Source organism: Mycobacterium sp. TH-M103 (assembly GCF_057473785.1).
Window position 1 is genome coordinate 1 of record NZ_JBYCLG010000325.1, and the last position, 9,046, is coordinate 9,046.

Here is a 9,046-nt window from a genome sequence, read left to right on the forward strand (position 1 = left end):
AGCACCGGGGAGACGAACAGCGAGTCCCAGAAGACGTGCCCCCGGTAGGCCTCCCCGTGCAGCCCGCGGGCCGGCACTCCGGCGTCGAGTTCGGCGGTGTGCGGGGACAGGGTCTGCAGCAGGTGCACCAGATGCAGCCGCAGCACCCGCACCGCCACGACGTTGTCGCTCAGTCCGATGTTGCATTGCTCCCACAGCCGGGCCCACGCCCGGGCGTGCTGTTCGTGCAGCTCGGCGTATCGACCGGCCGCCTCGAGGTACTGCCGGGCGCTGGCGGCCGGCTCGGAGATGGCGGCGTCCCGGCCGGTGAAGATGGTCACGACCTTCTCGCACGTCAGCGACTGCCCCGCCGACAGCGCGACCCGGATGTCGTGACCACCGCGGTTTGATTCGCGCACGGCCGTGTACTGCGCGTCGGCGAGGCCGTCCTCGCCCCAGACGGTGCTGCGTGCGGCCACCGCGATCGCGATCCGCGACTGCGAGGTCTCGGTGCGCAGTATCACCGAGCCGGAGCCGATCTCGTCGATCGCCGCCCCGCTCAGGTGGGTGCTCGACAACGACCGGTAGCGCTCGACCATGGTGTTGCCCACGGCTCCGTCCAGCAGTGACCGGAATTCCACTGTACCCGACCAGTTCTCGGCGCCGAGTGTGGTCCGCATGGCGAGCAGGTGGGGTTCGTGCATGGAGGCGAACCGCTGCTGGGTCAGCGTGGATATCTGGCCGGCGTCATCCCGGAATCGCAGCGTGCGCGTCAGCGTCGCGTGCCGCAGGTCGAATGTCTGCCGGTAGGAGAGCACCGCGACGGCGTCGATGTGAAACCACGTGCTGCCGTTGATGCGGAAGGTCAGCGCCAGCCAATTGGGCAGGTTGACCAGGCTTTCGTTCTCGATTGCACGGCCTGCCACCACGTCGCCCAGCTGGTTGTACACGCCGGCGGCGTAGGTGCCCGGATAGTGCGATTCGGACGCGGCCGCCTCCGGAGCGCAACCGCGGGTGGCGACGTAGCCGTTGCCGACGGTGCACAGCGCCTCGCGCAGTCGCTCGCTGCCGGGGTCGTAGCCCTCGTAGACGAGCTGCCACGGATCGTCGGCCTCGGCTGCGGCGTTCTGCAGCAGATCTGCGGCCAGCCGCCGCAGGAATTCGCAGACGGCCATGGGGTTTTCGAGGCTGAACAACGCCGCCGACGGTCGATCGCCGTTCTCGTCGTGGCGCACCACGATTCCCACGCCGTCGAATTGCAGCGCGTCGAAGGCGTCCTCGTCGGTGATGTCGTCGCCGATGTAGATCGGCAACACCGCGTCGGGGCCGGCGGCGCCGTCGAGTCCGTCGCCGTGTCCGTCGATGCGTCGCAGGAGCCAATCCAGCGTCGCGCCCTTGTTCCAGTCGATGTCCGGGCGTAGCTCGATGACCTTGCGGCCGGACGTGACCCGGAAACCTTCGGACCGGCCGAGTCGGCGAACCGCCGCGATGACCCGGTCGATGTCCGCGGGATCGGCATTGCGGTAGTGGACCGCGACGGCAAAACGCTTGTGCTCGACCATGACCCCGGATACGTGACCGAGCGTCTCCACCAGCCGGGTGGCCGCGTCCGCCAGCTCGTCGATGACGTCGGCGGCGTCGGGGTTCTCGTGGTGGGTGCCGTCCGGTGCGGACAGTTCGAAGCCGTGGCTGCCCGCGTACCACAACCCGTCGACGCCGACGCGGCCGCGCACGTCTGCCAGGTCCCGGCCGCTGATCACCGCGACGGGGCACTGTGCGGTCAGCGCACGCAACGCGTCGGCGGCGCCGTCGACCGGTGTCGCCGCCTCCGGCCGGGCGACGATCTCGGACAGCGTGCCGTCGAAGTCGAGGAACACCGCGGGCCGGCGGGTCGCGACCAGTTCCTTGAGCTGGTTGTAGACCTGCAGCGCGTCGGCGATGGCGGCCATGTCCGTGCCGCCGCGCCGCACCGAGATCTCGGCGAGGTCGGCGACGACGGTGTCGGCGCCGGCTTCCAGCAGTTCGTCGGCGTCGCCGTTGCGCTGCAGGCCGAGGACCAGGCCGAAGCCGCCGTCCCGGCCGGCCCGCGCCCCGTCGGCGTCGCGCCCGATCACCACGCAGCGGACGGGCCGGACGCCCAGGCGGCCGGCCATTTCGGTCAGTATCGTCCGCAGGTCCTTTCCGCCGAGGTCGTCGTCGATCAGAACGTCGACGAGTTCGGCGACGCCGGCGGCGCGCAACGCCGGTGCGCACTCGCGGGTGGTCGAGCACACGGCGGTGGCGGCGCCGACTTCGCGCAGCCGGCGCAGCAGCGGCACGGTGGAATCGCAGACCTCCACCGCGCCGTCTCCGGCCTCGGCGACCATGCAGCCGAGGTCGAAGATCACCGCGTCGTGGTAGCGCCGGTCGATGGTGGCGGGCCATTCGGTCACCTGTGTGACGATGCCACAGCGGGGACCCCGATCGAACCCGTGCGAGCCGATCGGGGCCCCTTGTCCACGCGGTTGAGGACTAAAGCCTCATGCCCGACGGCCCTTCCCGCCATAGCGTTTTCACTGACCGAGGGGAGTACGACATGTCCGGACCCGCCAACCGATACGGGATCCTCGCCGGTGTCGACGGATCGCCCGCGTCCAACGCCGCCGTCTGCTGGGCGGCGCGTGAGGCGGCGCTGCGACAGGTCCCGCTGACCGTCGTGCACATGGTGAACGCCGCCGTGCCGATGTACCCGCAGTTTCCGCTGTCGTCGGGTGTGTCGGCCTGGGAGGAGGGGGAGGGCCGTCGGGTCCTCGAGCAGGCGCTCAAGATCGCCGAGGACGCCGTGCCCGCCGACCGCAGGGTCGCCGTGTCCGGCGAGCTCAGGTGCTCGCCGCCGGTGCCGACGCTGGTGGACATGTCCGAAGACGCGGAGCTGCTCGTCGTGGGCAGCCACGGGCGCGGCACGGTGGCGCGGGCGCTGCTGGGCTCGGTCAGCTCGAACGTGGTGCGCAGCGCGCACTGCCCCGTCGCGGTGGTCCGCGACGAGGACCCGCTGATGCCCCATCCCGGGCAGGCCCCGGTGCTGGTGGGCGTCGACGGTTCGCCGGCCTCGGAGCTCGCCGTGACGATCGCCTTCGACGAAGCGTCCCGGCGCGGCGTGGACCTGCAGGCCCTGCACGCGTGGAGCGACGTCCAGGTGTACGAACTGCCGGGGGTGGACTGGGCGGCGGTCAAGGAGGAGGCCGAGCTCAGCCTCGCCGAACGGTTGGCGGGCTGGCAGGAGCGCTACCCCGATGTCACGGTGCACCGGCTCGTCGAATGTGACCGTCCGGCAAGGCAATTGATCGAGAAGGCGGAGGGCGCCCAGCTAGTCGTCGTGGGCAGCCACGGTCGGGGCGGGCTGACCGGCATGCTGCTGGGGTCGGTCAGCAACGCCGTCCTGCACTCGGTCCGCATGCCCGTGATCGTCGCGCGGTCGCGTTGAGGTCATGGGTACGGCGACCACTGCCGCGCCGGCGATGACGACCGCGGTGCCCTACGTCGAGGTGCGGGAGACCCATACGGGTGTGGTCGTGCTGGCCGGTGACCGCGCCTTCAAGGCCAAGAAGCCGGTGCTGACCGACTTCCTCGACTTCCGGACACCGGAACGGCGCGAGCGCGCCTGCGCCCGGGAAGTCGAGTTGAACAGCCGCCTGTCGCCACAGAGTTACCTCGGCGTCGCCCACCTCAGCGACCCCGCCGGCGGGCCGGCGGAACCGGTCGTCGTCATGCGCCGTTACCGCGACGAGGACCGGCTGGCGTCGCTGGTGGCCCGCGGCCCGGACGACGCCGTCCGCGGCGTGCTGGACGCCGTAGCCGCGACCCTGGCCGGATTCCACGCCCTTGCCGAGCGCGGCCCGCTGATCGACGCCCAGGGCGATGCCGGGGCGATCGGCCGGCGCTGGGCCGAGAACCTGACGGAACTCGACCGCTACGCGGGGTTGCCGGTTCCCGGTGTTGCGCCGGGGGAGGTGGCCCGGCTGCGGCACCTCGCCGAGGAATTCGTCACGGGGCGGGGTCCCCTGTTCGCCGACCGCGTCGCGGCGGGGCGCATCGTCGACGGGCACGGCGACCTGCTCGCCGACGACATCTTCTACGCGGTCGGGCGGCCGGCGCTGCTGGACTGCCTCGAGTTCGACGACGAACTGCGCTACGTCGACCGCATCGACGACGCCGCCTTCCTCGCAATGGATCTGGAGTTCCTCGGCCGCGAAGATTTCGGGGCCTACTTCCTGGACCGCTACGCCGCGCACGCGGCGGACACCGCGCCGGAGGCGCTGCGGGACTTCTACGTCGCCTACCGCGCCGTCGTCCGCGCGAAGGTCGAATGCCTGCGGTTCACCCAGGGCAAACCGGGGGCCGCCGCCGAAGCCGCCCGACATCTGGACATCGCGGGCCGGCACCTGCGCAGCGGCACCGTTCGGCTGGCGCTCGTCGGCGGCAATCCGGGCACCGGCAAGTCCACTCTGGCGCACGGGCTTTCCGAAGCCTTCGGCGCCCAGGTGATCTCGACCGACGACATCCGGCGCGAACTGCGCGAGGCCGACGTCATCGCCGGCGATTCCGGCGTCCTGGACACCGGGCTGTACAGCCCGGAAAACGTTGCGACGGTCTACAACGTGGTCCTGCGGCGGGCCCGGGAGTCGCTGGGCAACGGCCGGTCGGTGATCCTGGACGGCACCTGGCGCGACCCGCGGATGCGTGAGCACGCTTACCGCCTTGCCGACGAAACGCATTCGGCGATCGTCGAACTCATGTGCTCGTCGACGACCGGCCTGGCGGCCGACCGGATCACGACCCGGCGCCCGGGCAACTCGGAGGTGACCACGGAGATCGCCGCGGCACTGGCCGCGCGCGATGCCGGCTGGGACGACGCCCACCGCATCGACACGTCCCGGCCCGTCGAGCAGGTGCTGGCACAGGCCCGCGGCATCTGGCAGCAGGCAACGCCCCCACGGCGCGCGCGGTGATGACAGGAGGGTGAAAGTGCCTACACCCGAGGCGATCCGCGACGCAGTGGCGCTCGCGTGTCGCGCACCGTCGCTGCACAACAGCCAGCCCTGGCGGTGGGTCTTCGAGGACGCGACCCTGCACCTGTGGGCCGATCCCCGGCAGTCGATGCCGGCGACCGACCGCACCGGCCGGGAGCTGATATTGAGCTGTGGCGCGGTACTCGATCACCTGCGGGTGGCCATGGCCGCCGCCGGCTGGGCCGCCGACACCGAACGGCTCCCCGAGCCGGGCGAGCCCGACCATCTCGCCGCTGTGCGGTTTCGCCCGATGGACACGGTCACCCGGGCGGACCGGTTGCGGGCGGACGCGATCCTGCGGCGCCGCACCGACCGGCTGCCGTTCGACCCGCCGCCCGGCTGGCCGGCCGCGCATGCCGCGCTGCGCCGCTCGGTGGCACCCTACGACGTGCTGCTGGACGTGGTGGCCGACGAGCAGCGCCCCCGGTTGGCCGAGGAGTCCGCGCTCGAGGAGACGCTGCGCCGTTACGACACCACCTATGTGTCCGAATTGCGCTGGTGGACATCGCCATTCGAATCGGATGCCACGCATGTTCCCGAAAGCGCGCTGGTGTCCGCTTCCGACGCCGACCGCGTCGACGTCGCCCGCTCCTTTCCGCCGGCGGGCGGGTCCGGGCGCCGCGCCGCGGTCGACCACGACCGCTCGAAGATCGTGGTGCTATCCACCCCCCAGGGGGACGCCCGCCCCGAGGTGTTGCGCTGCGGCGAAGCGCTCTCGGCGGTGTTGCTCGAGTGCACCGTGGCCGGCCTGGCAACCTGCACGTTGACCCACCTGACCGAGGTCGCGGCGAGCCGCACCGTGATGGCGAAGATCGTCGGGACCGCGGGACAGCCGCAGCTGCTGGTCCGCATCGGGCGCTCACCGTCGGACGGCCGGCGCGCCGAACGCACCGGGCGGCGTCCGGTCACCGAGGTCCTCACGTTCGGAACCGGGAGAGAGGAGCGCCGATGACTCGGCACTGGCTGGTCATGGAGGCCCCCGGCGAAGGGTCCCGGTTCGTCGCCCGGCTGGCGGGGGCCGGTCGGCATCTGCCCGAAACCCACCTCACCACCGAAGAGTTGATGGCGACCACCCGCCACCACACCCACATCGACCTGGAGCGGTTGACCGGGATCCGTGAACGCCGCGTCTCGGTCGGCGACGAGGACTCCTACACGCTGGCCACCGCGGCAGCGCGCAACGCGCTCGCCACCGCGGGGATGGACCCGGCCTCGCTCGACGTGGTGGTCAACTGCAGCATCACCAAATTCCGCGGGGGTCTGACCCAATGGCTGGAGCCCTCGATGAGCAGCGCGGTGGCCCGCGGGATCGGGGCGCACCACGCGATGACGTTCGACGTGTCCAACGCCTGCGCCGGGATGCTCACCGGGGTCACCATCGTCAACAACTGGATCCGGCAGGGCATCGTCGAGCGCGCCCTCGTCGTCAGCGGCGAGTACATCTCCCAGCTCGGTCACAACGCGGCCCGGCACATCCGCAACATCATGAGCAAGGAACTCGCCTCGCTGACCCTCGGTGACGCCGGTGCCGCGCTGGTGCTGGAGCGGGCGCCCGCCGGCTCGGCCGGCATCAGCCTCGCGGGGTTCACCACGGTCGCCGACTACAGCAGGCTCTGTCTGGCCTACCCGCGCGGTCACGACCCGGGGGCGCGGATGTTCACCGACGCCCGCGCGATCCATCGGGCGGCCATGGACAACACCCCGGTGCTGCTGCAGGAAGTCCTTGACACGGCGGGGATCTCGATCCACGACATCGACCATGTGATCACCCATCAGACCTCGGCGCGGGCCATCCGCAAGGGGATGGCGCGGATGTCGGAGTCCTTCGGCGACGCGCCCCGCCACGACGCGGTGATCACCGTCGATCGGTACGGCAACACGGCGTCGACGACGCATACCGTGGCCCTGGTCGAGGAGCTGGAGGCCGGACACATCGCGCCCGGCGAGACGATCGCGTTGATCGCGCTGGCATCGGGACTGGAGATCGGGGTGGTCCTGTTGACCCTGGACGAGGAGGTGGTGAGCCGCTATGGGCACAACGATTGACCGCGTCGAGGTCACTCGCCCCCACGGTGTGGGCGGGTGGCGGCATCGGCACAGCGCCCTGCACCTGGCCGTCGCCGCGGCGAAGGACTGCCTGAAGGGGGCGGGCTGCGACGCGGCCGAACTGGACCTGGTGGTCAACGCGGGGATCTACCGCGACCGCAACCTGGGCGAACCGGCGCTGGCGGCGCTGATCCAGGACGACATCGGGGCCAACCCCGAGGAGCCGCACGCCGGCGGGCACGGCACGTTCTCCTTCGACATCGCCAACGGGGCCTGCGGAGTGCTCACCGCGCTGCAGATCGTCGACGGGTTCCTGCGGGCGCGCAGCATCCGCCACGCGATCGTCGTGGCCAGCGACGCCGACCCGGGTCACGGCCTCAGCGAGCACTTCCCGTTCTCGGCGGCCGGGGCGGCGGTGTTGTGCGGGTGGTCCGACAAGGACTACGGCCTGGGCCGCGTGTCGTGGGTGAATTCGGCGGAGGACGACGGAACGTTCTCGGCGACGGTGGGTTTCGCTGATGCCCGCAACGTGCTCCGGTTCGGGCAGTCGGCGGGGATGGACGAGGAATTCGCCACCGTCGCGGCCCGGGCGGCGCGCCGGTGCCTGGACGCCGAATCGGTGGAGCCGGCGGACCTCGACCTGATCGTCGCCGCCCCGCCTCGGCCCGGGTTTCGCGCCGCGCTGGGCGAGCGGCTCGGGTTTCCGCAGGAGCGCATCGCCGTCGCCGACGACGAGCGCATGCACACCGCCGCGTTGGCCGCCGCGTTCGAGGGGCAGGCCGGGCGGCTCGCGGCGGGGACGCGGGTCCTGTTCGTCGCCGCGGGCGCCGGGGTCACCGCCGGCGCCGCGCTCTACCGTCAGCCGCCGGGGACCGCGTGATGGAAGGCATCGAGCGGATCGCCCTGAGCACCGGCGGCGGCGACGCGCCGGGACTCAACGCGGTGATCCACGCGGCCACGCTGGCCGCCCGCAACCGTGGCTGGGAGGTCGTCGGAATCCGCGACGGCTTCAACGGATTGCTTTCCCCGGACGACTATCGCGGGGACGGTTCCGAGGGCGGGCTGATCGAGCTGACCCGCGACCGGGTGCGCGGCATCATCCACCAGGGCGGCACGATCATCGGCACCACCAATCGCGGGAACCCGACCGCCTATCCGGTGCAACAGGGCGGCGCCTGGGTCGAGGTGGACCGCACGCCGGAGCTGCTCGGACGCTTCAAGGAGCACCGGATCGACGCGTTGATCACCGTCGGCGGTGACGGCACGATGGCGACCGGCCACCACCTGCACGAGGCCGGGCTGCGCCTGGTCGGCGTGCCCAAGACCATCGACAACGACCTGGACAAGACGACGACGACATTCGGCTTCGACTCCGCCGTGGACTTCGCGTCGCAGTGCATCGACCGGCTGTTCACCACCGCCACCTCGCATGGCCGAATCATCGTGGTGGAGGTGATGGGCCGCTACGCGGGATGGATCGCGCTGAACGCCGGCATGGCGTCGGGGGTGCACGCGATCCTCATCCCCGAGATCCCGTTCAGTCTCGAACCGGTGGCGGCGTTGATCGCCGACCGCGAGCGGCACGGCGCGAAGTTCTCCATCGTCTGCGTCGCCGAGGGCGCCCGGCCGGTCGGCGGGGAGGTGTCGATCCTGGGCAAGTCGCTGGGGCAGGCCGAACGGCTCGGCGGCATCGGCACCAAAGTGGCTGCCGAACTGCAGCGGATGACCGGGCGGGAAGCGCGCACGGTCGTGCTCGGCCACCTGCTGCGGGGTGGATCGCCCACCTCGTTCGACCGCCTGCTCGGCCTGCGTTTCGGGGCGGCCGCCGTGCGTGCCCTCGAGGAAGGCCAGCGCGGCGTGATGGTGGCGCTCAACCCCCCGACGGTCGACTACGTGCCGATCGCCGAGGCCACCCGCCGGCAGAAGAGGGTCCCGCTCGACTGCGACTCGCTGCTGACCGCCCGCGACATGGG

Annotated in this window: 7 protein-coding genes; 6 read left to right on the forward strand and 1 reads right to left on the reverse strand. The window is 71.4% G+C overall.

Annotated features, from left to right (window positions below; genetic code table 11):
- Positions 1-2,363 (reverse strand): trehalose-phosphatase (gene otsB / locus AC2VOR_RS18105; protein WP_486964255.1); only part of this gene is annotated, 2,363 nt, incomplete at its 3' end.
- A 191-nt stretch (positions 2,364-2,554) separates the two neighbouring features.
- On the opposite strand from otsB, the gene AC2VOR_RS18110 reads away from it, so the two are divergent.
- The 6 genes from AC2VOR_RS18110 to AC2VOR_RS18135 form a co-directional block, all read left to right on the forward strand.
- Positions 2,555-3,442: a universal stress protein gene (locus tag AC2VOR_RS18110; RefSeq protein ID WP_486964249.1), complete on the forward strand. Its 888-nt coding sequence runs from the start codon at positions 2,555-2,557 to the stop codon at positions 3,440-3,442.
- Between the two features lie 4 nt (positions 3,443-3,446).
- The gene (locus AC2VOR_RS18115; RefSeq protein ID WP_486964250.1) at positions 3,447-4,967 is read left to right on the forward strand and encodes a bifunctional aminoglycoside phosphotransferase/ATP-binding protein; all 1,521 of its coding nucleotides are present in this window, start codon (positions 3,447-3,449) and stop codon (positions 4,965-4,967) included.
- Between the two features lie 16 nt (positions 4,968-4,983).
- Positions 4,984-5,979 carry an Acg family FMN-binding oxidoreductase gene (locus tag AC2VOR_RS18120; protein ID WP_486964251.1) on the forward strand — a complete coding sequence of 332 codons (996 nt, stop codon included), beginning with the start codon at positions 4,984-4,986 and terminating at the stop codon, positions 5,977-5,979.
- Positions 5,976-7,073 (forward strand): 3-oxoacyl-ACP synthase III family protein, encoded by a 1,098-nt coding sequence (locus AC2VOR_RS18125; protein ID WP_486964252.1) that lies wholly within the window; start codon positions 5,976-5,978, stop codon positions 7,071-7,073. Before AC2VOR_RS18120 ends, AC2VOR_RS18125 begins: the two co-directional genes overlap by 4 nt.
- A complete protein-coding gene (locus AC2VOR_RS18130) occupies positions 7,057-7,953 on the forward strand; it encodes a 3-oxoacyl-[acyl-carrier-protein] synthase III C-terminal domain-containing protein (RefSeq protein ID WP_486964253.1) in 897 nt (298 codons plus the stop codon). Before AC2VOR_RS18125 ends, AC2VOR_RS18130 begins: the two co-directional genes overlap by 17 nt.
- Positions 7,953-9,046 (forward strand): 6-phosphofructokinase (locus tag AC2VOR_RS18135; RefSeq protein WP_486964254.1); only part of this gene is annotated, 1,094 nt, incomplete at its 3' end. The genes AC2VOR_RS18130 and AC2VOR_RS18135, both read left to right, overlap by 1 nt.